Source organism: Alcaligenes sp. AB3, assembly GCF_031844565.1.
In the GTDB taxonomy this organism is placed as follows: domain Bacteria; phylum Pseudomonadota; class Gammaproteobacteria; order Burkholderiales; family Burkholderiaceae_B; genus Alcaligenes; species Alcaligenes faecalis.
Genome location: NZ_JAUZVM010000013.1, coordinates 1 through 19,628, shown reverse-complemented (window position 1 = coordinate 19,628; position 19,628 = coordinate 1). Strand labels below are relative to the sequence as shown.

General features: G+C 56.8%; 22 protein-coding genes. 12 read left to right on the top strand and 10 right to left on the bottom strand.

The features are described from left to right. Positions 1 to 7: 7 nt before the first annotated feature. Both Q9R35_RS17825 and Q9R35_RS17820 read right to left on the bottom strand, forming a co-directional pair. Complete coding sequence (locus tag Q9R35_RS17825) at positions 8 to 343, bottom strand: AzlD domain-containing protein (RefSeq protein ID WP_009460095.1); 336 nt, start codon at positions 341 to 343, stop codon at positions 8 to 10. Next, positions 343 to 1,029, bottom strand: a complete 687-nt coding sequence (locus Q9R35_RS17820) for an AzlC family ABC transporter permease (RefSeq protein WP_042487085.1) — start codon at positions 1,027 to 1,029, stop codon at positions 343 to 345. Before Q9R35_RS17820 ends, Q9R35_RS17825 begins: the two co-directional genes overlap by 1 nt. A 286-nt stretch (positions 1,030 to 1,315) precedes the next feature. On the opposite strand from Q9R35_RS17820, the gene Q9R35_RS17815 reads away from it, so the two are divergent. Together Q9R35_RS17815 and Q9R35_RS17810 are read left to right on the top strand one after the other, a co-directional pair. Then, positions 1,316 to 1,528, top strand: coding sequence for a zinc-finger domain-containing protein (locus Q9R35_RS17815; RefSeq protein WP_026484742.1), 213 nt, complete (start codon positions 1,316 to 1,318; stop codon positions 1,526 to 1,528). Positions 1,529 to 1,594: 66 nt separating this feature from the next. Further along, complete coding sequence (locus Q9R35_RS17810; RefSeq protein ID WP_086046127.1) at positions 1,595 to 2,725, top strand: YheT family hydrolase; 1,131 nt, start codon at positions 1,595 to 1,597, stop codon at positions 2,723 to 2,725. Positions 2,726 to 2,753: 28 nt separating this feature from the next. On the opposite strand, the gene Q9R35_RS17805 is transcribed toward Q9R35_RS17810, so the two are convergent. From Q9R35_RS17805 to Q9R35_RS17790, 4 genes are all read right to left on the bottom strand, one after another. Then, positions 2,754 to 4,247: a M48 family metalloprotease gene (locus Q9R35_RS17805; protein WP_042486981.1), complete on the bottom strand. Its 1,494-nt coding sequence runs from the start codon at positions 4,245 to 4,247 to the stop codon at positions 2,754 to 2,756. 17 nt (positions 4,248 to 4,264) lie between these two features. Further along, entirely contained in the window at positions 4,265 to 5,119 is an 855-nt protein-coding gene (locus tag Q9R35_RS17800; RefSeq protein WP_063691359.1) for a cytochrome c oxidase assembly protein, read from the bottom strand. Between the two features lie 30 nt (positions 5,120 to 5,149). Beyond that, complete coding sequence (locus tag Q9R35_RS17795) at positions 5,150 to 5,485, bottom strand: hypothetical protein (RefSeq protein WP_003803097.1); 336 nt, start codon at positions 5,483 to 5,485, stop codon at positions 5,150 to 5,152. Between the two features lie 340 nt (positions 5,486 to 5,825). After that, on the bottom strand, positions 5,826 to 6,275 hold the full coding sequence (locus Q9R35_RS17790; RefSeq protein WP_226791379.1) for a hypothetical protein: 450 nt from the start codon (positions 6,273 to 6,275) through the stop codon (positions 5,826 to 5,828). A gap of 126 nt (positions 6,276 to 6,401) precedes the next feature. Here Q9R35_RS17790 and Q9R35_RS17785 point away from each other — a divergent pair, with 126 nt between their 5' ends. From Q9R35_RS17785 to ruvA, 6 genes are all read left to right on the top strand, one after another. Continuing rightward, positions 6,402 to 7,562, top strand: a complete 1,161-nt coding sequence (locus Q9R35_RS17785; RefSeq protein ID WP_197313684.1) for an FAD-dependent monooxygenase — start codon at positions 6,402 to 6,404, stop codon at positions 7,560 to 7,562. Positions 7,563 to 7,657: 95 nt separating this feature from the next. Then, on the top strand, positions 7,658 to 8,653 hold the full coding sequence (gene dusB, locus Q9R35_RS17780) for a tRNA dihydrouridine synthase DusB (protein ID WP_021446962.1): 996 nt from the start codon (positions 7,658 to 7,660) through the stop codon (positions 8,651 to 8,653). Positions 8,654 to 8,708: 55 nt separating this feature from the next. Further along, positions 8,709 to 8,948 (top strand): helix-turn-helix domain-containing protein, encoded by a 240-nt coding sequence (locus tag Q9R35_RS17775; RefSeq protein ID WP_003803089.1) that lies wholly within the window; start codon positions 8,709 to 8,711, stop codon positions 8,946 to 8,948. Positions 8,949 to 8,974: 26 nt separating this feature from the next. Beyond that, complete coding sequence (gene purH, locus Q9R35_RS17770) at positions 8,975 to 10,567, top strand: bifunctional phosphoribosylaminoimidazolecarboxamide formyltransferase/IMP cyclohydrolase (RefSeq protein ID WP_026484736.1); 1,593 nt, start codon at positions 8,975 to 8,977, stop codon at positions 10,565 to 10,567. 1 nt (position 10,568) lies between these two features. Beyond that, entirely contained in the window at positions 10,569 to 11,114 is a 546-nt protein-coding gene (ruvC, locus tag Q9R35_RS17765) for a crossover junction endodeoxyribonuclease RuvC (protein ID WP_003803085.1), read from the top strand. An 18-nt stretch (positions 11,115 to 11,132) separates the two neighbouring features. Continuing rightward, on the top strand, positions 11,133 to 11,714 hold the full coding sequence (gene ruvA, locus Q9R35_RS17760) for a Holliday junction branch migration protein RuvA (protein ID WP_026484735.1): 582 nt from the start codon (positions 11,133 to 11,135) through the stop codon (positions 11,712 to 11,714). A gap of 71 nt (positions 11,715 to 11,785) precedes the next feature. On the opposite strand, the gene Q9R35_RS17755 is transcribed toward ruvA, so the two are convergent. Continuing rightward, complete coding sequence (locus Q9R35_RS17755) at positions 11,786 to 12,745, bottom strand: threo-3-hydroxy-L-aspartate ammonia-lyase (protein ID WP_197313685.1); 960 nt, start codon at positions 12,743 to 12,745, stop codon at positions 11,786 to 11,788. A 201-nt stretch (positions 12,746 to 12,946) separates the two neighbouring features. On the opposite strand from Q9R35_RS17755, the gene ruvB reads away from it, so the two are divergent. Beyond that, positions 12,947 to 14,017 (top strand): Holliday junction branch migration DNA helicase RuvB, encoded by a 1,071-nt coding sequence (gene ruvB, locus Q9R35_RS17750; protein ID WP_003803078.1) that lies wholly within the window; start codon positions 12,947 to 12,949, stop codon positions 14,015 to 14,017. 4 nt (positions 14,018 to 14,021) lie between these two features. Here the strand turns inward: ruvB and Q9R35_RS17745 are convergent, their stop codons facing one another. Continuing rightward, complete coding sequence (locus Q9R35_RS17745) at positions 14,022 to 14,774, bottom strand: hypothetical protein (protein WP_042486966.1); 753 nt, start codon at positions 14,772 to 14,774, stop codon at positions 14,022 to 14,024. 135 nt (positions 14,775 to 14,909) lie between these two features. Next, positions 14,910 to 15,968 (bottom strand): dihydroorotase, encoded by a 1,059-nt coding sequence (pyrC, locus tag Q9R35_RS17740; RefSeq protein ID WP_042486962.1) that lies wholly within the window; start codon positions 15,966 to 15,968, stop codon positions 14,910 to 14,912. 319 nt (positions 15,969 to 16,287) lie between these two features. Here pyrC and Q9R35_RS17735 point away from each other — a divergent pair, with 319 nt between their 5' ends. The 3 genes from Q9R35_RS17735 (at position 16,288) to Q9R35_RS17725 (ending at position 18,717) form a co-directional block, all read left to right on the top strand. Then, complete coding sequence (locus tag Q9R35_RS17735) at positions 16,288 to 16,566, top strand: SWIB/MDM2 domain-containing protein (RefSeq protein WP_042486959.1); 279 nt, start codon at positions 16,288 to 16,290, stop codon at positions 16,564 to 16,566. Positions 16,567 to 16,677: 111 nt separating this feature from the next. Then, positions 16,678 to 18,117, top strand: coding sequence for a deoxyribodipyrimidine photo-lyase (locus Q9R35_RS17730; protein ID WP_311220208.1), 1,440 nt, complete (start codon positions 16,678 to 16,680; stop codon positions 18,115 to 18,117). A gap of 18 nt (positions 18,118 to 18,135) precedes the next feature. After that, on the top strand, positions 18,136 to 18,717 hold the full coding sequence (locus Q9R35_RS17725) for a hypothetical protein (protein WP_042486958.1): 582 nt from the start codon (positions 18,136 to 18,138) through the stop codon (positions 18,715 to 18,717). Positions 18,718 to 19,093: 376 nt separating this feature from the next. On the opposite strand, the gene Q9R35_RS17720 is transcribed toward Q9R35_RS17725, so the two are convergent. After that, positions 19,094 to 19,459 carry a membrane protein gene (locus Q9R35_RS17720; RefSeq protein WP_042486956.1) on the bottom strand — a complete coding sequence of 122 codons (366 nt, stop codon included), beginning with the start codon at positions 19,457 to 19,459 and terminating at the stop codon, positions 19,094 to 19,096. Between the last annotated feature and the right edge of the window lie 169 nt (positions 19,460 to 19,628).

Sequence of the window (19,628 nt, the reverse complement as noted above, 5' to 3'; positions counted from 1 at the left end):
CAGGATTTTATGGCATCACGGCACGTATCAGCCAGAACGCCACCATCCCGGCCACGATTACCCAAACAGCGTTACGGGTACGGATGAACACCAGCACAGCCACCAGGCTGGCCAGAGCTTTGATATCCAATCGGGGGGTGTCGCCGTAAGCCCAAGGCAAAAGTTCCGGGATAATGATTGCTGCCAGAGCAGCTACCGGAGCAAAGCGCAAGGCGCGCCGCATACGTTCGGTCAGGGGCAGCAAATCACCAAACATGAAATAGCCTGAGCGGGTGAGCAAGCTGCACAACACCAACAGGGCGATTGCACCCAAAACGTACCAATCATACTGCCAATCGCTCATCACCGTGCATCCCTATGCCGTTGCAGTTGTTCTGCCGCCACGCCGGCCAGCACTCCGCCAAGCACCGCTGCCACCAGTCCCAAACGCAGGGGCAGCGCCTGTCCGACCCACGCAATCACGCTGGCCGTAATCAAACAGGCCCACATGGCACGGTTGTTGACCAGGGGAATCAAGAGCGCCAGCAAGGCCAGAATGGCGGCAAACTCCAGCGACCAGGAAGGCGGCACATAGGCACTGAGCACAATGCCCGACAGAGAAGCGATCTGCCAGCTCAACCAGCCGGGCAGGATGATGCCCAGGTAATACCAGAGATGCTCGCGAGAGCCGCGTTCCTTGGCGTCACCATACTTGGACATGAACAGCACAAACACCATGTCACTGGTGATATAGCCCAGGCCCAAGCGTTTTTTCCAGCTCAAATGACGAAAAAAAGGCTGCAGGGCCGCTCCAAAAATAATGAAGCGAATATTGACAATGAAACCGGCGGTGAAAATCAGCCACAAGGGCGCGTGAGACTCGATCAGCGGCAACGCCGTCAGCTGGGCCGAGCCGGCATACACAAACAAGGTCATCAAGGTGGCTTCGAACCCGCTCAAGCCGGACTTGACCATGGCCACGCCCGTCACAAAACCCCAGACCACAGTGGCAATCAAGGCGGGAATAAAGTCGATAAAACCGGCGCGCATGTGCACACGATCCTGTGCACTGGGCAACAAGGCCGATAATCTTGTGATGGCTGACACGCCGTCTCCTGAGATGTGCTGCCCGCAAGCTGGAAACAGCGATGGCAGCTTTGCTTATGATTTTGCTTATTCTAGAAGCAAAAGACGGCCCCCAACATCTTGCTCTCTTAATAAGGTCAAGAAAAAACAGGCCGGGTCTTGCTACAATCCCTAGTCTACGCACGTAAAGTTCGGCATTGCCGTTGCGTGCACGGTATTCTTACCCCTCTCATTGTTTATCAGGAATCCTATGAGCGCCGCTATCGAACCTAAAAAAGCAGATCACGAACTGATCATGGTCGGAGCCGACGATCTGCCCGTGCATTGCCCCCGTCCAGGTGGCTCACTGTGGAACATGCACCCCCGCGTGTATATCGATATCAGCAAAACCGGCGAAGCCGCTTGTCCTTACTGTGGTGCCCGCTACCGCCTGAAAGAAGGCGAAAAGGTTCACGGTCATTAATTTCTGAATTTGGCTTCGTTGGACCCTACTGCTCCCCCCTCTGGCAATGCGATAGAGCCGGGCCCTGTGCCCGGCGCAGACGCGCAACCCTGGCGTCACACCGACGTGGTTGCCCGTCTGGATTCCAGCGCCTGCCCTCTGCCCGCCTGGCTGCCTGGCGGACACCTCCAAACTATCCACGGGGCATTTTTTGCCCGCCATCACCATATCGCCTTTGTCCGCCAAAGGATTGATACACCCGATGGCGACTTCCTGGATCTGGACTGGACCGGACCAGGCTTGTTTGCAGACAAGCTGGCCAACGGCGCCACCGCCCAGCCCGACGCCCATCTATCCCGCACCGCCGCCCGCCGCTGGATGCAGCCCCAGGATTGGGACAGCCTGCCCAGCACGGCCGATACGCATGCCCTGGTTCTGTTTCATGGCTTGGAAGGCAGCAGCCGCAGCCATTACATCCAGGCCATTGCGCAATACTTTCGCGCGCGCGGCTGGATTGTGGTGGTCGCTCATTTCCGCGGTTGCTCGGGTTTTCCGAATCGCATGGCGCGCGCCTATTACTCGGGCGACTCGGAGGAAATCAGCTTTATCCTGAATACTGTTCGCGGCCATCTGCCCAACGTACGCTGGCACGTAGCCGGCACCTCGCTGGGCGGCAATGCCATGCTCAAGTATTTGGGTGAAGCGGGTGATGAGGTTTCCTGGGTGCAGGCATGTGCCTCCATTTCGGTACCCCTGGATCTGGTCGCTTGCGGCCGCTACCTGTCCGAATCCCGAATGGGTCGCTGGTTCTACTCGCCCTATTTTCTGAAAAGCATGCGCAGCAAGCTGCAGGACAAGGCCCACCGCTTTCCCGGCATGGTCGATACGGCCCGCTTGAACCAGGCCCGCACCATACGCGACTTCGACGATATTTATACCGCGCCCATGCATGGTTTCAGCCATGCGCTGGATTATTGGACGCGTGCGTCCAGCAAACCTTTGCTGCGCAATATCAAAATCCCCACGCTGGTTTTGAATGCCCGTAACGACCCTTTCGTGCCACATGCCAGCTTGCCGACGATTCAGGATTGCTCGGACTCCATTTTGCTGCACCAACCTGCCGAAGGTGGGCACGTCGGTTTCATCACGGGCAGCATCCCCGGCAATATGGGTTGGTTACCCGCACGGCTGGCCCGCTTCTTCGAAACCAATAGCTAAGACTGGTTAAAGCGGGCCTGCGGGCTCATCAGGAGCGGAAACGCTCCAGCAAGACACGCTCACTTTCAACGCGCTCGCGCAATTGGCGAATCTGCGTATCCAGCTCGGACTGCTGATAGAAGTCCTGAGTCAGATTGCGCGCCTGCTGCAATTGCTCCACCGCCGTAGGCAAGGCCCCAACTAATTCATAATATTGAGCCATGGCACGTCGGGCTTTCACCCCATCACCCAAACGGTCGTACGTTTGTGCCAGCAGCTGATGCAGTTGGGGTTCATCAGGCCATTGCTTGATGCGATCCATCAAGAAAGCCTGGGCCTGATCGTTCTGCCCCAATTGCTGCAGGACCTGCACATATGCCAGGGCAACCCCTTGGCTCTTGGGCCAACGCTGCCAGGCCTGTTTGGCCAAGTTCAGGGCGCCTTGTACATCACGATCGGCAATCGCAATGCGTATATCCAGGGTATCCAGTTCAGGAGCCTGAAACTTGCCTTGCGCCCGCGCCTGGGCCAGATGCGCGCGGGCCTGCTCGTAATCCTGGCGGCCTTGCGCAATATAGGCCAGGCCATACTGTGCCGCCGAACGCTCCAGATCGCTTTGCGACTGATTCGAGCTTTGCAGCGCCTGCTCCAGAACACGCAAGGACTGCCCGCCCCCAGCCTGCATCACCATCAACTTCGCACGGATATACCAGAACGAGGGCGTATCCTGATAATTGCTGGCTGGCAGACCACGCACCCGGTTGCTGATGTCCGATTCACGCTGCTGGGACATGGGGTGAGTGCTGGCGTACTCATTGGCTGTCGCACGTTCGTTCAGACGCGAAGCCGCGGCCAGACGCTGAAACATCTGCACCATGCCTTGAGGTTCGTAGCCTGCCTTGAGCAGCATTTCAAAGCCAACCCGGTCAGCTTCCTGCTCGGCCTGACGCGAAAAGCCCAGTTGACGGTCCACCGCGGCCGCTTGCCCGAAGGCAGCCGCCCCCATCGCCAGATCACCACTGCCCGCCAAGGCGCCCAACAAGGCACCTGCCAGGGCGGCAATCAGCAAATGGTTGCTTTGTGCACTTTGAGTAATACCGCGAGCAACGTGACGTTGCGCTACGTGGGCAATTTCGTGAGCCAGCACCGAGGCCAGTTCGGACTCGGACTGTGAAGCCGTAAACAGACCGCTATGAATACCAATATAGCCACCGGGCAAGGCGAAGGCATTGATGCTGCTATCGCGCAGGGCAAACACCGTCACAGGCTGCGCCATGGCCGGGCCATACTGGGCCAGCTTGCGGCCCATATCCGTCAAATACTGATTGATATCCGGGTCCGACACATATTCAGGCGAGCGCCTGCCCTGCTCCATGATGGCGTTGCCCAGCGTCCTTTCCAAAGCCGGCGACAACTCGGCGCCCGAGGCCGCCCCCATGGAGGGAATGCCCATAGGCTGCGCCTGCACAGGCAACACTGAACTGAACGCCAGCGACAATGCCAGACATAAAGAAAGCGCGGAACGGGCGGGTTTAAACTGCATGGATACTCCCGACAAAATCAATTGGCCCTGACCATCATAGCGCTTGCCCGCTTGCGAGATTCTGGCAAACGGTGACGCGCTGACAGGCGCATCAAGGTGCCCAAGGCATACAAAAGGCCAAACACTTCCACCAGACCGGCCAGCACCCACATGATCAGGCCCCCCATGACCTGATCAGCCAGCGCATCCATGCCGGGAATGGCACGACCACATAAATCGAAAATCGGATACAGGTCGTATTCGGTAAAGGTGATGATGGCGCCCACAACCATCTGCGGCACCATGGTAATAACCGGCGAAAGTATACGCCCACCCACCGACAGTCGGGCCGGCGGCGAAGGCCGACGATCCAGAATCAGGTTCCAGTACATGATCCCGCTGATAACTACAGACCAGTTCATCAAACGGTACAAACGCCAGTCCAGCATGGAGTAAAACTGCACCGTGGGCAGCATCCAGATCAGGACCAGGAAAACAAACAGAAAGGCGACCAGTATCGGATTGGTCAGGACAGCCTGGACACGTCGGCCACTGGGTCTACGCAGCCATTGAGCCAGAGCACGACGCCAGCTTAAAGGCAGGCCGGCGCGCAGGGTCTGGCCAGGGTAGGCTCCCATCAGGAACAAGGGGCCCAGATGATGCAAGATCAAATGCTGGGCCCGATGGATGAAGAACATGCGCTCGGCGTAATAGTCCAGGCGCGTGTGCAAGGAAAGGTAGAGAAGAATCAGGCCAATCCAGAAGAAGGACTGGCGCAAAAGATTGGGGCGGTGTACTTGCCGCCCCCGGACGTACAAAGCAATGACCAGCAAAAAGGTCAAAAGCAGAACAGGAGAAAACTCCCAAGGTGTCAGCCAGTCGAGCAAGGACATAGCAGCGCCATCCGCAAATCCAGTTGCGGTTTAGTTTATAGCAATACGCTCCCGTCCTGCCCACTTCACATTCAGCACACCGGGATAATCCCGAATCAGCCGTGCACGCTGCATCAGCTCTGCGCGCAGTTCAGGCGGGCAGGTCAAGGTCACACACGCGGTATCGTGCGTATCGGAATGGTCTACCTGCACATTGGCCACGCGGATACCTGCCGTATTCAGGTCCGAGTAAATACGACGCCGGATCTGGGCCAGATCGCCACGAGGGCAGACAACCGTCAAACGGGAGACGGACAAAGGGGCACGAGCACGCAGGGCAGAAGCCTGGATGCCGGCACGGCGCAAAAAGAGATCGAAAATACGCATACATTCCCCCTATTGCACATTAAAGTTGCAACACATCAGGATTCAGAAAGCCAAGGGCTTTCCAGAGAATGAAATGGCGGGGAATTTAAGGCAGCAGAACAGCCGCCTGAGACACCACGCCCTGAAATTTCCAGGACGCGGCAAGCTGTGAAGGAATCAGCGGGCCTGAACGCGCCTGGACATAGATAGGTCGAACATAGATCGACTAGCACTGTCGCCGGGGTCGGGATTCACCACACAGCTCCTATAAAACTAAAGAACCCGTATTGTAACGTGCGCAAGGCCTCGCCACAAGGGCAGGCCTGTGAAAAACCTTTACTTTACAAGGCACTTGATGTGTTTAATACACAGACAGATCCAGCCAGCCCATATAACGATAAAAGGCCATGATGATGTGTACCAGCCAGAACAGGCTGATATTGGCAAAGGCAACCGTCGAGACCACCGCTGTCAGGACGCTGGGCCAGCCATGCTGATTGTGTTGCTCGCTTTGGGGGTTGTAGAGCGCGTCAAATTTTTCGGGGCTACGCAGCGCCAGAATCACGGCCTCGATAATCCCGGCACTGACCGGCAAGATCAGCAAATTGGGGAATAACGAATCCAGCCCCTGCTGAAACACCAGCGTTCCCAGAATGGCCAGGCTGGTAAACATCAAAGGGACATACCAAAAACGTCTGCCCAGATAGCGGTGCTGTGCGCCCACCACACCTAATAGAAGAGACAGCCACGCAGCGGTGACTTTATGGCGAAAAGGTTTGGTCTGTTCAAATGACAAAGTCTGCTGAGACATGCAGGGCATCCAATCCGGGCTTGTGCTGCCAGCCATTGCGCACAGCTGTCATTTGCTTAAAGCCAATTTGACAGCCACCTTCCCGTACAATACCTGAATTACTTCCTTGCCGTCATGAGGTCCCCCATGAATGCCACCGACTACGACATCGCCATTTGTGGCGCCGGTCCCGTAGGCGCATCTTTGGCGCTAATGCTGGCTGCCCAGCACCCAAGCCCGTCACGCATTGCCGTTCTGGGGAAAAACTTCAATCTGGCCAGTACCGAACATGCCCAGGGCGATCCACGCACCTTGGCCCTGAATCACGGCAGCCGTCGCCTGATTCTGAATCAGCTCAAAGCCTGGCCCGAGCGCGCCTCCCTGATGCGCACCGTGCATGTTTCCCAAAAGGGACGTCTGGGCCGCTGCCTGATTCAGGCCGACGAGCTGGGCGTACCCGATCTGGGCGCTGTAGTTCATTACGATGATTTGCTCTGGGCCCTGCATGCCCGGCTCCGGGACAGCGGCGTCACGCTGCTGCCCGCTCAGCAAGCCCGCACTCACTCCGCCCCCAAACAGATTCTGGTCGACCACGATGCGGGTCAGGCCACCGCCTTGATTGCCGTGCAATGTGATGGCGTCCGTCCAAGCGGCGTGCGACGCGATTACGGTCAGCACGCCTTGTTGACGACGGTGCGCGCCAGCCAGCCTCAAACCGGCTGGGCCTACGAGCGCTTTACCGAACACGGCCCCTTTGCCGCACTGCCCCACCCTGATGCACCCGACCTGTATGCCATCGTCTGGTGCAACAGCCCTGAACGCAGCCAATCTCTATCCGAACTGCCGGTCGAGGCGTTTCAGGCCGCCATGTTGCAAGCCTTTGGAGAGCGCCTGGGACATCTGGAGCTGGTCTCCAAGCGTCACATCTTTCCCCTCGCCTTTCATGCCGGCCCCAGCCGCTTGTCCGAGCGCCTGCTGGCAGTCGGCAATGCCGCCCAGACCTTGCACCCGGTGGCCGGTCAGGGCCTGAACCTGGGCCTGCGTGATGTCGCACAATTGTCACAGTGTCTGGCCGCGTGGCAAGCCGATTGCAGCCAGAACCCCGATCCCTTTTTGGCGCGTTATGCCCGTCTGCGTCGCCCCGATCGCTGGTTGACAGCCGCCATCACCGACACCTTGCCGCGTCTGTTTGCGACCAAGAATCCGTTGATACAACATGCGTGTGGTCTGGGGCTGTTGGCCATGGACACCCTGCCGTTCGCTCGTCAGCCCTTTGCACGGCAATTGCTGCAAGGGATGCGCGCCTAGGCCCCTCTGTCATGCAGGTCCCGATGCGGGGCCTGCCCTTTTCTTCTTGTAAGTCCTTGCCCACGAAGCCGTGCCGCAGGGTTAAAATCTTCCCCATGCGTATCGGCCCCTGGACCCTTCCTAACCCCATTTTCATTGCCCCCATGGCTGGAGTCACAGACAGACCTTATCGTCGTCTGTGCAAGACGCTGGGCGCCGGTTATGCTGTCTCGGAAATGGCCGCCAGCAACAAGCGCTTGTGGGACAGCGTAAAAACATCCCGACGTCTGAATCACGAGGGTGAGGCTGATCCGGTTGCTGTACAGATTGCCGGTTCCGACCCTGAAATGATGGCCGAAGCAGCCGTGTTCAATATCAGCAAAGGCGCTCGCATCATCGATATCAATATGGGGTGCCCGGCCAAAAAAGTGTGTAACGTGGCCTCGGGTTCCGCGCTCTTGCGTGACGAGCCACGCATCATTGAAATCCTTGAACACGTTGTCAAGGCATGTACTCCCTACCAGGTTCCGGTTACACTCAAGACCCGCACCGGCTGGGATGCGCAATCGCGCAATGCTGTTCGTATTGCCCGCTTGGCCGAGGATATCGGCATCGCCGCTTTGACCCTGCATGGCCGCACACGCTGCGACTTCTACCAGGGCCACGCCGAATACGACACCATACGCGAAGTCAAAAACAGCCTCTCTATTCCGGTCATCGCCAATGGGGATATCGATAGTCCCGAAAAGGCAAAATTCGTACTAGAGTACACCGGAGCGGATGCCGTCATGATCGGTCGAGCCGCGCAAGGACGTCCCTGGATTTTCCGGGAAATCCTGCATTACCTCGAACATGGCGAACATCGTGCAGCCCCCACCTTTGGCGAGCTGCGCGATTGCATGATCGAACACCTGCAAGACCACTACGCTTTCTACGGGCAGCACACTGGAGTACGTACTGCCCGCAAGCACATAGGCTGGTATCTGTCGGATATGCCGGACTCCCGACACTGGCTGGATCAGATTAATCGTATCGAAAACTGTGCAGATCAATTAGAAGCCATTACTCACTGGTTTCAAGAATGCGACCTGGACCAGCCCTACCTGCAATAACAGACAGCTGTGTGGCTCTTTTGTATTTAAGTACTACGTATACCTTCAGAAAAAAATGTCAACGACCAACCCACTAGAACAGTCCGTACGTGAACGCCTCGAACGCTACTTCGCCGATCTGGGCGAATCCGAGCCACGCGATCTGTTGTCGATGGTCATCTCCTGCGTGGAACGGCCTGTCCTGCAAGTTGCCCTGGAGAAATCCGCGGGCAACCAATCCAAGGCCGCAGAAATGCTGGGCATCACGCGTAGTACTTTGCGCAAGAAGCTCAGCGCCCACAATCTGCAACCCTGATTCCTAACTCTCACGTCTCACCTTCCATGAAAATCCAGACAGCTCTTCTCTCTGTCTCCGACAAAACCGGTATTGTCGAATTTGCCCAAGCACTCGCCCAGCGGGGAGTGCGGCTTCTATCCACTGGCGGCACGGCCAAGCTGCTGGCCCAGGCCGGCCTGACTGTTACCGAAGTGGCCCAGCACACCGGTTCGCCAGAAATTCTGGATGGCCGTGTCAAAACACTGCATCCAAAAATTCACGGTGGCCTGCTGGCCCGTCGCGACAGCGCCGAACACTTGAAGACTCTGGAAGAGCACGGCATTGACCGTATCGATCTGCTGGTCGTCAACCTTTACCCTTTCCGTGAAACCATTGCCAAGCCTGGTTGCACCTTTGCCGATGCGGTAGAGAACATTGATATTGGTGGCCCCGCCATGTTGCGCGCTGCTGCCAAAAACCACGGCACGCCTGAAGGCGGCGCCTGTGTCGTCATTGACCCCGTCGATTACGAACGCGTGCTGGCTGATATGGACGGCCCTGCTGGTCACCCTTCTTACGGCCTGCGTCTGGAACTGGCTGCCAAGGTCTACGCCCACACCGCCGCTTACGACGGTGCCATCGCGGCTTACCTGAGCAGCCTGGCTCAAGCCGAGCCTGCCCAGGACAGCGCCCCCGAAGTGAACACCTGGCCCAATGTGCTGACCATTCAGCTCAAACAGGAGCAGACTCTGCGCTATGGCGAGAACCCGCACCAAAGCGCGGCTTTCTACACAGACGGCACCATTGGTGAAGGTCTGCTGGGTCGCTACAAGCAATTGCAGGGCAAGGAACTGTCCTACAACAATATTGCTGACGCCGATGCCGCCTGGGAATGTGTACGCAGCTTTGACGCGGGCGCTTGCGTCATCGTCAAGCACGCCAATCCTTGCGGTGTAGCCCTGGGCGAAACCGCCGAGGAATCCTACCGCAAAGCGTTCCAAACCGATCCAACTTCGGCCTTTGGCGGCATCATTGCCTTCAACCGCGAAGTGGACGAAGCAGCCGCTCAGGCGATCAGCAGCCAGTTTGTGGAAGTGCTGCTGGCACCTTCCTACACTCAAGGTGCTCTGGACGTGTTTGCCGCGAAAAAAAACGTACGCGTGCTGAGCATTCAGCCCGGCCAGGCTCACAACGCGTTTGACGTCAAGCGTGTCGGTGGCGGCTGGTTGGTACAAACACCCGACACGTTCCGCGATAACACCGAAGGCTTCAAGGTCGTGACGCAAGTCCAACCTAGCGCCCAGCAAATGCAAGACATGCTGTTTGCCTGGAACGTGGCCAAGTACGTGAAATCCAACGCGATCGTGTTCTGCGGTCAGGGCATGACACTGGGCGTAGGCGCTGGCCAGATGAGCCGTGTGGACTCTGCCCGCATCGCTTCCATCAAGGCTGAAAACGCTGGCTTGACCCTGCAGGGTTCGGCTGTCGCGTCCGACGCTTTCTTCCCCTTCCGCGATGGTCTGGATGTGGTTGCCGAAGCGGGCGCCACCTGCGTGATTCAACCCGGCGGCAGCGTGCGTGATGACGAAGTCATTGCCGCCGCCAACGAGCGTGGAATTGCCATGGTCCTGACCGGCACACGCCACTTCCGTCACTAATATGCGAATCCTGGGCATAGACCCTGGCTTGCGTCGCACTGGTTTCGGAGTGATCGACGCCCAGGGGCCCAGCTTGCGCTATGTGGCCAGCGGGACCATTGTGGTCCCGCCTGATCTGCCTCTGGCAGAGCGACTAAAGCTGATTCTGACTCACATCACGGAAGTGATTGAGCAAAGCAAGCCCGATACCTCTGCCATCGAAAAAGTCTTTGTAAACAGCAACCCTGCCTCGACCCTTTTGCTGGGACAGGCTCGGGGTGCCGCCTTGTGTGCGCTGGCGGTAGGTGGGCTGGATGTGCATGAGTACACGGCCTTGCAGATCAAGAAAACCGTCACCGGCAGCGGCCATGCTGCCAAAGAACAAATCCAGCTGATGGTACAGCGGCTCCTGCAGCTGAACGGCCTGCCTGCGCCGGACTCGGCCGATGCCCTGGCCTGCGCCATCAGCCATGCTCATCACAGCAGTGTGGTGGGCGGCCTGCAAAAAAGCGGAGCCATCACCACCGGGCCGCGCCGTCGCATTCGCGCTGGCCGGATCTTGGGTTAACTATCCAGAAGGAACGTCATGATAGGTCGCATCCGGGGTACCTTGATCGAAAAACAACCGCCTACCATCTGTGTGGATGTGGGTGGGGTTGGTTATGAAATCGATGTACCCATGAGTACGCTCTACCAAATGCCGGAACTGGGCGCGCAGGTCAATCTGTTCACCCATCTGGCCATTCGTGAAGATGCTCACGTGCTGTTTGGCTTTTCCAGCCTGAACGAGCGCAGCACTTTCAAGGCACTGATCAAAGTCACCGGCATTGGCGCCCGCACGGCCCTGTCCTTGCTTTCGGGCATGAGTGCTGAAGAGCTGGCCGATGCTATTACCCGCCAGGAGACTTCCCGTCTGGTGAAGATTCCAGGCATAGGCAAGAAAACCGCCGAGCGTCTTTTGCTGGAACTGCGTGGCAAGCTGGGTGCAGACCTGGGCAGCGGTGGCGCCGTCAGCGCCACTCCCAATAGCCGTGATGATGTGTTGCACGCTTTGGAAGCCCTGGGCTACTCCAACAAGGAGGCCAGTATTGCTGTCAAAGCCTTGCCGGATGATATTGATGTGTCGGAAGGGATCAAGCAGGCATTGAAGTCGCTGTCACGCGCTTGATACGACACGACTATGTATAAAAAACCGGGCCGTTCATATGAACGGCCCGGTTTTTTTCACTATTCCATTCATCAAGCGAGCAGACGCCCCAGGGCGGACACATCCACATTCCCGCCACTGATCAGCACACCGACCTTGCGGCCTTGCAAATCACCCTGCCGCATTACCGCCGCGGCACCCAAGCAACCTGTAGGCTCCACCACCATCTTCATGCGTTCCGCAAAGAAACGCATGGCCTGAACCAGCTCGGGATCAGGCACCGTCAAAATATCCGTCACCATGCTGCGAATCAACTCAAATGTCATCGGTGCCAAAGCTTGGGTCAGCGCCCCATCAGCAATGGATGCAGGTGGCGCAATCTTGACGATCTCCCCACTGCGCAAGGACTGCTGGGCATCATCCCCTGCCTGCGGCTCCACACCAAAGACTTCGCAAGCCGGAGCCATGGCCTTGGCAGCCAGCAAGCAGCCCGACAGCAAGCCACCGCCTCCTAAGGGAACGTAGAACTGCTGCAAGTCCGGCACGTCCTGAAACAGCTCCAATGCAGCCGTCCCCTGCCCCGTGATGACATCGGGATGTGCAAAGGGAGGAATCAAGGTCAGCCCCTCACGATCCACCAACTCTTGTGCAATCTGGGCACGATCCTGGGTCAGGCGATCGTACTCGATCACTTTGGCACCATAGCCGCGCGTTGCAGCCAGTTTGGCAGCCGGAGCATCCGAATTCATGATAATGGTGGCCGGGATACCCAAAAGCTTGGCCGACAAGGCCACCGCCTGCGCGTGATTGCCAGAGGAAAAAGCCACGACACCTGCTTTTTTCTGCTGCTCGTTCAACTGCGCCAGCGCATTGAAGCCACCGCGAAACTTGAAAGCACCAATACGCTGAAAGTTCTCGCACTTGAAGTAGACTTCGCCATTCAGGCGCTCGTTCAAGGTTGCGGACGTCAAGACTGGTGTGCGGTGTGCCACAGGCGCCAAGCGCTCAGCAGCGGCCACAACATCAGCAAAATCAGGTAATTCCAGGGACATGGCTAAAATCTCGATTGAAAACTCCAGCCCACATTATGCGCGATGCCATGCGAAGCAGCCTAGACCTGCCCACACAAAACTAGCCTGCCTGCACAAGGCAAGCGATTTGCACAGACACTCCATGCACATCGCCATGTTCCTTGGTACTCAGGCGGCGGGTGCTTGGTGTACCATACTGTATATTCAATCAGCGTAGTCATCATGGCCATACACTCCGATTCGCTCTCCAGCCTGCCTTCTGAACAGCGCATCATCACGCCCAAACCCTTGTCACCCAACGAAGAGTCCATCGAACGCGCCTTGCGACCCAAGATGCTGGAGGACTATGTCGGGCAAGCCCGGGCGCGCGAACAGCTGGAAATCTTTATTGCCGCTGCGCGCCAGCGCCAGGAAGCGCTGGACCACGTCTTGCTGTTTGGTCCTCCCGGTTTGGGTAAAACCACCCTGGCTCACATCATTGCCCATGAAATGGGGGTGAACCTGCGCCAGACTTCCGGCCCCGTACTAGAACGCCCCGGTGATCTGGCTGCCTTGCTGACCAATCTGGAACCCAACGACGTTCTGTTTATTGACGAGATCCATCGCTTGTCCCCCGTCGTGGAGGAAATTCTGTATCCAGCGCTGGAAGACTTTCAAATTGATATCCTGATTGGCGAAGGCCCGGCCGCCCGCAGCGTCAAACTGGATTTGCAGCCCTTCACCCTGGTCGGTGCCACCACTCGCGCTGGCATGTTGACCAATCCCTTGCGCGACCGCTTTGGCATTGTGTCTCGCCTGGAGTTCTATGACGTCAAAGACCTGACGCATATCGTGGCGCGCAGTGCCGGGCTGCTTAATGTCAGCACAACCGATGAAGGCACTTACGAAATTGCCCGCCGTTCACGCGGCACACCACGTATCGCCAACCGGCTCTTGCGCCGGGTGCGCGACTACGCCGAAGTTAAAACCGGCGGCATTATCCATACCGAGTGTGCTCAAGCTGCCCTGTCCATGCTGGAAGTGGACCCGCAAGGCCTGGATTTGATGGACAGAAAACTGCTGGAAGCCATCGTGCATAAATTCGACGGTGGTCCAGTAGGGGTAGACAGCTTGGCCGCAGCCATTGGCGAAGAGCGCGACACGATCGAAGATGTGATCGAGCCCTACCTGATCCAGCACGGCTTTTTGCAACGTACTCCCAGGGGCCGCATTGCTACCCTGAACACCTGGCGTCACTTGGGGCTAACGCCTCCACGCAACACGCAGGGTCAGGATCTGTTCGACGCAGAATAAGTGCTTAACCCCGGCGAGCCCAGGGGCGAAACACCAATAGCAAGGTAATCGCAATCGACACGGCGGCAGCCAGCAACAAGGCTGTCAGCCAGTGCAAATGCGTGAAAGTCAGCGCCAGCGTGGTGCAGAACCCCGCCAGACTGCCTGTCCCCCACAACGCTGAACGCAAGGTCGCTACCAAGCTTGCCGCACCTAAGGTTTGATGGATGGTCACCGCCACCACGGTATAGCCAATAGGGAAAGCCATAATCAGCCCGGACAAGCTCGGCCCCAGCAAAGAACTGCTGGTGGTCACGATAGCGACCAGAAGTCCTGCCAAAGCCCCTCTGAATATCAGCAAGCCCCAGCCCGCCTTCGCTTTGCTGCTGCCTTTCATGCCGGCCAGACGACGCGAAACACGCAAGCTGAATGCAGTCACAGCAATAAACAAAGCCAGCCCCAGAACAGGTTGCACGGGCATAAAGGACAGGAGCAAGGCCGCCACCGCCCAACCAGCTACCGCACACAACAAGGTGCGCCAGGGCGACAAAGTGGGTGCGCAAAGAATGATGAGCAGCAAAAACAGCTGAGTCGCGCTTAGCGAATACACGGCATAGGTTGCCGCCTGCTGCACATAATCGGCAGGAAACTGCTGGGACAGAAAATAAAAGCCGGGGCCCAATACCATGGGCAAGCCCGCCAGCGCACCACCAATCAAGGGGCCAAATGCCCCGACTGACCACGAAACCAGAACAACAACCAAAGCGGTGGCGGCCATACGAACTGCCAAGGCAGACCACGCTATATCAAGAAAAGCAGTTTCCACGGAGCTATCTCGCAGTGAAACCAGGTATCAGGAGCTGCCCGACTCAGCGCCATCAAAGACACTGAAATCGGGCGGCTTCTTTCATCCTTAGCTCACCACACTCCAGTCCAGAGCCTGACCGGCAGCCAGAGGAATCAATGGCTCACCAGCCATTTCCACGGACTCAGGAATGGTGAACTGGCTGCGTTGCAGAGTCATTGTTCCTTCATTGACCGGCAGACCATAGAAGGCAGGGCCATTCAGGCTGGCAAAGGCTTCCAGGCGGTCCAGACGTCCGGCCTTGTCAAAAGCCGACGCGTACAACTCCATGGCGTGCAGCGCGGTATAACAGCCCGCACAGCCACAACTCTGCTCTTTGCGGCTACGCGAATGCGGTGCACTGTCTGTGCCCAGGAAGAAACGATTGCTGTCGCTGGTGGCGGCATCCACCAAAGCCTGACGGTGCTTCTCGCGCTTCAGGACCGGCAAACAGTACCAATGTGGCTGCAAGCCACCCTGGAACAAGGCATTACGGTTATAGAGCAGGTGATGCGCCGTGATCGTCGCGGCAACCGGGCCATCGGCCTGGCTCACATAAGCGGCACCCTCTGCCGTGGTCAAGTGTTCAAACACCACTTTCAGTTCGGGAAAAGCCTTGCGCATGGGAATCATCACACGCTCGATGAATACGGCTTCGCGGTCGAACAAGTCGATGCTGGGGTCCGTGACCTCACCGTGCATCAGTAAAGGCATTCCCGATTCCTGCATCTGGGCCAGCACCTTGGAACAGTTCTTCAGCAAATCTGTCACGCCTGCATCGGAGTTTGTGGTGGCACCGGCGGGATACAGCTTCACGCCATGCACAAACCCACTTTCCTTGGCGCGAACGATTTCCTCAGGCTGAGTATTGTCCGTCAGGTACAAAGTCATCAAAGGCTCAAACTTGCCGACGTACTCGGTTTTGGCCAGGGCGCTCAGAATACGCTCGCGGTAGGCCAGAGCCTGTGCGGTGGCTGTAACGGGCGGGGTCAGGTTGGGCATGACGATAGCCCGGTCAAATTGTGCCGCAGTATGGCCCAAGACCGATTCCAACACAGCACCGTCACGCAGGTGCAAATGCCAATCATCAGGACGACGAATGACCAGGGTATCCACAGTAGGGCTCATATCTTTACTCAATATCAAACAAAGGCCCTGTGCTTTGAACCGTCGATAAAGCAACAGGTGCCACAATTGCCTTTCAGCAGGCCGAATCCACCATTATGCTACAGCTACCTGTGCTGCGCATGATTGGCCCAGGAATCCCGAGCCCAAATTAATAGTGCATTGCAGCAGCCTGTAAACACTGGAAAATCTGCTTACAGACGGGAAAAGCTCTTACGCACAAAGGGCTTGGACGTATAGGGGGTATCACGGTATGCTGACAGACAAGTCGTGCCCTAGCGCATAACCCGCCCCTTCAACTCGTTTCTCAGGAGTTCCGTTCATGGCCAGCACTGAAAAAAAGCCTGCTACCCGCAAACCCAATGCAGCCTTCATGAAACCACTCACTCCTAGCCCGACCCTGGCTGCTGTGATTGGCCCTGGCGCGCTGCCGCGTACTGAAGTTACGAAGAAAATCTGGGAATACATCAAGAAGCACGATCTCCAGGATCCCAAGAACCGTCGCAACATCAACGCCGACGCCAAGCTGCGCCCCTTGTTCGGCAAGGACCAGGTCTCCATGTTTGAACTGACCAAGCTGGTCAGCACTCACTTGAAATAAGCGTGGGGTGCCTGGGCACCTCTGGCAATATCGGGCCGCGTCGCTGAGCTTTCAGCCGCGGCCCTTTTTCATGTGGCATCATCAAGCCTCTGAATTCGCGTCCTCATCTCAATGTCAACCTCTGCCCCTCCTGATCAAGCCCCACGTGTTCTATGCTGGCTGCGCCGGGATCTGCGCCTGCACGACCACGCAGCTTTGCACCATGCTTTGAAAAGCGGTTTGCCCGTGGCCTGTGTGTTCGTCTTTGACAGCACAATTCTGAAGTCCCTGCCCGCCGATGATATACGGCTGGCTTTTATCTACGACAGCCTGCTACAGGTTCAGGAACAACTGCGCCAGTATGGCAGCGAACTGATTACGGTTTACGGCGATCCTGTGCAAAAAATCCCAGAGCTGGCGAGCAGCCTGAATGCAAAAGCCGTCTATACGAACGAGGACTATGAGCCTGCGGCAATCACTCGGGATCAGACTGTCAGCCATGCCCTCTCTACACAAAGCGTGGAGCTGCAGCTTTTCAAGGACCAGGTCATTTTTGCGCGAGATGAAATCCTGACACAGCAAAAGCAGCCCTATACGGTTTTTACGCCCTATAAGCGGAACTGGCTGGCACGTATCCAATCGGAGGATGTCCAGGCCTATGATTGCTCGCACGGGCAATGGGCTGTGCTACCTGAGCAAGCTTTACCAGGTTTGAACGAATTGGGCTTTCAGGGAGAGTCTCGCGCAAAACTGCTGAACCCTGCGGGTTGGCAAGGAGCTCAGACCTTGCTGGAGCAATTCGAACCCAGAATCCACGCGTATCAGATGCTCAGGGATTTTCCGGCCAAACGAGGCGTCTCCTATCTTGCCCCACATCTGCGCTTTGGCACGCTATCTATTCGCCAAGCCGTCTCTTTGGCCTGGCCCAGCGACTCTGAAGGTTCGGCTACCTGGCTTAGTGAACTGATCTGGCGAGAGTTCTACCAGCAGTTCCTGTGGCACCACCCTGAGACAGCCACAGAGAGCTTCAAACCCGCCTACAAGGATCTACCCTTCCCTAATCGCGAAGACTGGTTTCAGGCCTGGAAAGACGGCCAGACCGGCTATCCAATTGTTGATGCCGCCATGCGCCAGTTGAACCAGTCAGGCTATATGCACAATCGGCTACGCATGATCAGCGCCTCCTTTCTGGTGAAAGACTTGCTGATAGACTGGCGTTGGGGTGAGCAGTACTTTGCCCAGAAGCTGCTTGATTACGACATGGCTTCTAACGTGGGAGGCTGGCAATGGGCCGCCTCCACGGGATGCGATGCACAGCCTTACTTTCGCATCTTTAATCCCATCACCCAATCACGTAAATTTGATCCAGACGGACAATTCATACGCCGCTATGTGCCTGAGCTGGCGTCGCTGGACAAGCAGGCTGTTCACGCACCCTGGCAGGCCAAGCAGCTCCCTATCGAATTCAGGCTGGGACAACACTACCCGGCCCCCATCGTGGATCACGACACACAACGGCATCTTGCTTTGGCTCTATTCAAGCAAGCAGGAGAGCAAGAGCACACGGATTGAAATACCTTAAGGATATTTATGTCAGAAAGCTCCAGACCACCACCTCCAACCAGTACATCAGTACTGCTGCAAAACCTGCAAGCCGCCCATCCCCAGGCACAAGTGGCCATCCTGGATTTCAGTGCCGATCATGCCGAAATCAGCCTGGCTCATAAAGGCGCCCCTGTACATACCGAGCACTTCCCGGAACTAAGCGGAGTCCAGTTGTTGGCCAGCTGCTTTTCAGACTCCAGTTCACGCGCAGCGCAATTGGAACATGCCATCGAAGTCGTAGAAGACGCCATCATGCCAGCCAGCCTGGACCTGCGTCAGTTCATGGTATTTGCCGCCAGTGAGTTCGCAGAAGAACTTGGCACCTGGCTCCATCAGGCCCAAGGCAGAGAGCAGCACATCATCCTGAATCGGGACACGATTGACGACCTGTTCACCCTGTATGCCGCCGCCAGCCAAGGGGCCGTCAGTCTGAAAATGATTAACGCTGGTTCTTTGGAAAATATCCATCAGCTGGTTAACAATCAGAACCTGGGTATTTACCTACTGCTGCTGCGTGAATGTATGCATCATATGCACATCGAGCAGATCCACCTGCTGGCGCCCTGAGGCTTCCCTTTTGAGCGCCCATAGATAGAGATAAATCCAGCCATGCAGGAAACGGCTCGGAACTAGCCAAGGCATCGCCCGGATGCAAGGCTTGAAACGGTGCACGCCCTGCCTTGTATAGCGAGACTTTCTGAAACGCGGTTAAAACGTCTTGATGGTTTTTCCGTGAGGCTTGCACAGGGTAAAGAACACAGCTTGCCAGTCATGCCATGAGGCGGAGTCAGCCTGTATATCCAGGACACTCAAGGCAGATCCAGTTCAAAGCGGATCGAAACGACATCACAAAACTAGGTCACATAAAAAAAGGTGCTCATCAGAGCACCTTTTAAATTACCTCTTTCTGGCCTAGCCAGAGCAATCTTCATACTAGATCTGCTTAGTAATCGTGCCCCAGGGCCTGACCACCCGCCAAAGCCAGCCAGCCTTTGATCAAGCGATGAATAATCCAGACCAAGGCTACCAGCGCGGTTACCCAACCAATAAAGATGGTCGTCAGCAAAGCGCTCAGCACCATCCACAACAGGCCCCACCAAAAAGTCTTGATGACCCAATCCAGATGGCTGGCATAAATTGTGCCCGATGCATCACCGCGTTTGACGTAAGCCAGAATCACAGCTGCTACAGCTGCAGCACCGAAGATACCTGCACTGATCATAGCCAAAGAAAACAAGCCATAGCAGATGTGCGTAATCTTGCGCAGCGACAAGCCTGGTTCAAGCTCGGGGCTAATAGGCTGATTCATTCGGTTCTCCTGAAACAAGCATTAACAATAACTATACCGAACTATTTTACCCATACTTTGGGCATTAACCGTATGACAGTGGCAGAGCTACCACCATACAGATAAAAGAAACGACGTAAGAAACGCCGCTTCTATGATGCCATCAGAGTGTGCCGCTGGCCTGTGCGTG

Coding starts and splice junctions, on each gene's coding strand:
- Q9R35_RS17825 (WP_009460095.1), bottom strand. CDS start 343: ATGAGCGATTGGCAGTATGATTGGTACGTTTTGGGTGCAATCGCCCTG.
- Q9R35_RS17820 (WP_042487085.1), bottom strand. CDS start 1,029: ATGCGCGCCGGTTTTATCGACTTTATTCCCGCCTTGATTGCCACTGTG.
- Q9R35_RS17815 (WP_026484742.1), top strand. CDS start 1,316: ATGAGCGCCGCTATCGAACCTAAAAAAGCAGATCACGAACTGATCATG.
- Q9R35_RS17805 (WP_042486981.1), bottom strand. CDS start 4,247: ATGCAGTTTAAACCCGCCCGTTCCGCGCTTTCTTTATGTCTGGCATTG.
- Q9R35_RS17800 (WP_063691359.1), bottom strand. CDS start 5,119: ATGTCCTTGCTCGACTGGCTGACACCTTGGGAGTTTTCTCCTGTTCTG.
- Q9R35_RS17795 (WP_003803097.1), bottom strand. CDS start 5,485: ATGCGTATTTTCGATCTCTTTTTGCGCCGTGCCGGCATCCAGGCTTCT.
- Q9R35_RS17790 (WP_226791379.1), bottom strand. CDS start 6,275: ATGTCTCAGCAGACTTTGTCATTTGAACAGACCAAACCTTTTCGCCAT.
- Q9R35_RS17785 (WP_197313684.1), top strand. CDS start 6,402: ATGAATGCCACCGACTACGACATCGCCATTTGTGGCGCCGGTCCCGTA.
- dusB (WP_021446962.1), top strand. CDS start 7,658: ATGCGTATCGGCCCCTGGACCCTTCCTAACCCCATTTTCATTGCCCCC.
- Q9R35_RS17775 (WP_003803089.1), top strand. CDS start 8,709: ATGTCAACGACCAACCCACTAGAACAGTCCGTACGTGAACGCCTCGAA.
- purH (WP_026484736.1), top strand. CDS start 8,975: ATGAAAATCCAGACAGCTCTTCTCTCTGTCTCCGACAAAACCGGTATT.
- ruvC (WP_003803085.1), top strand. CDS start 10,569: ATGCGAATCCTGGGCATAGACCCTGGCTTGCGTCGCACTGGTTTCGGA.
- ruvA (WP_026484735.1), top strand. CDS start 11,133: ATGATAGGTCGCATCCGGGGTACCTTGATCGAAAAACAACCGCCTACC.
- Q9R35_RS17755 (WP_197313685.1), bottom strand. CDS start 12,745: ATGTCCCTGGAATTACCTGATTTTGCTGATGTTGTGGCCGCTGCTGAG.
- ruvB (WP_003803078.1), top strand. CDS start 12,947: ATGGCCATACACTCCGATTCGCTCTCCAGCCTGCCTTCTGAACAGCGC.
- Q9R35_RS17745 (WP_042486966.1), bottom strand. CDS start 14,774: ATGGCCGCCACCGCTTTGGTTGTTGTTCTGGTTTCGTGGTCAGTCGGG.
- pyrC (WP_042486962.1), bottom strand. CDS start 15,968: ATGAGCCCTACTGTGGATACCCTGGTCATTCGTCGTCCTGATGATTGG.
- Q9R35_RS17735 (WP_042486959.1), top strand. CDS start 16,288: ATGGCCAGCACTGAAAAAAAGCCTGCTACCCGCAAACCCAATGCAGCC.
- Q9R35_RS17730 (WP_311220208.1), top strand. CDS start 16,678: ATGTCAACCTCTGCCCCTCCTGATCAAGCCCCACGTGTTCTATGCTGG.
- Q9R35_RS17725 (WP_042486958.1), top strand. CDS start 18,136: ATGTCAGAAAGCTCCAGACCACCACCTCCAACCAGTACATCAGTACTG.
- Q9R35_RS17720 (WP_042486956.1), bottom strand. CDS start 19,459: ATGAATCAGCCTATTAGCCCCGAGCTTGAACCAGGCTTGTCGCTGCGC.